Origin of the sequence: Thiomicrorhabdus sp. ZW0627 (genome assembly GCF_029767005.1) — a bacterium.
Lineage (GTDB): Bacteria > Pseudomonadota > Gammaproteobacteria > Thiomicrospirales > Thiomicrospiraceae > Thiomicrorhabdus.
In genome coordinates this window covers 1-1519 of sequence record NZ_JARUQR010000017.1, presented here as the reverse complement: position 1 = coordinate 1519, position 1519 = coordinate 1, and the positions used below count along the sequence as shown (strand labels likewise).

1 rRNA gene is annotated in these 1519 nt (G+C 52.5%); it reads left to right on the top strand.

Annotated features, from left to right (window positions below):
• Positions 1 to 1519 (top strand): 23S ribosomal RNA (locus QCB45_RS11480); the annotation flags it as partial.

Below are 1519 nucleotides of genomic sequence, written 5' to 3'. Positions count from 1 at the left end.
GACTGCGTACCTTTTGTATAATGGGTCAGCGACTTACATTTAGTAGCGAGGTTAAGCGAATAGCGGAGCCGTAGGGAAACCGAGTGTTAACTGCGCGTATAGTTGCTAGGTGTAGACCCGAAACCCGGTGATCTAGCCATGGGCAGGTTGAAGGTTGAGTAACATCAACTGGAGGACCGAACCGACTAATGTTGAAAAATTAGCGGATGACTTGTGGCTGGGGGTGAAAGGCCAATCAAACCGGGAGATATCTGGTTCTCCTCGAAAGCTATTTAGGTAGCGCCTCGGACGAACACCTTTGGGGGTAGAGCACTGTTAAGGCTAGGGGGTCATCCCGACTTACCAACCCTTTGCAAACTCCGAATACCAAAGAGTGCTATCCGGGAGACAGACGGNATTAGCGGATGACTTGTGGCTGGGGGTGAAAGGCCAATCAAACCGGGAGATATCTGGTTCTCCTCGAAAGCTATTTAGGTAGCGCCTCGGACGAACACCTTTGGGGGTAGAGCACTGTTAAGGCTAGGGGGTCATCCCGACTTACCAACCCTTTGCAAACTCCGAATACCAAAGAGTGCTATCCGGGAGACAGACGGCGGGTGCTAACGTCCGTCGTCAAAAGGGAAACAACCCAGACCGTCAGCTAAGGTCCCAAAGTAATTGCTAAGTGGGAAACGATGTGGGAAGGCTTAGACAGCTAGGATGTTGGCTTAGAAGCAGCCATCATTTAAAGAAAGCGTAATAGCTCACTAGTCGAGTCGGCCTGCGCGGAAGATGTAACGGGGCTAAGCAATTCACCGAAGCTACGGGTACTGATGCTTGCATCAGTGCGGTAGAGGAGCGTTCTGTAAGCCGTTGAAGGCGAAGGGGTAACCCACGCTGGAGGTATCAGAAGTGCGAATGCTGACATGAGTAACGATAAAGGGGGTGAAAAACCCCCTCGCCGAAAGACCAAGGGTTCCTGTCCAACGTTAATCGGGGCAGGGTGAGTCGACCCCTAAGGCGAGGCTGAAAGGCGTAGTCGATGGGAAACGGGTTAATATTCCCGTACTTCTGCTAACTGCGATGGAGAGACGGAGAAGGCTAGGCCAGCGCGGCGTTGGTAGTCCGCGTTTAAGGTAGTAGGTGGTGTGCTNAGGCGTAGTCGATGGGAAACGGGTTAATATTCCCGTACTTCTGCTAACTGCGATGGAGAGACGGAGAAGGCTAGGCCAGCGCGGCGTTGGTAGTCCGCGTTTAAGGTAGTAGGTGGTGTGCTTAGGCAAATCCGGGCACACATACACTGAGAGCTGACGACGAGTCCCTAAGGGGATGAAGTGGTTGATGCCATGCTTCCAGGAAAATCTTCTAAGCTTCAGGTTAGCAGGAATCGTACCCCAAACCGACACAGGTGGTCGGGTAGAGAATACCAAGGCGCTTGAGAGAACTCGGCTGAAGGAACTAGGCAAAATGGTACCGTAACTTCGGGAGAAGGTACGCTCCTGTTGGTGACGAGACTTGCTCTCAGAGCTGACGGGAGTCG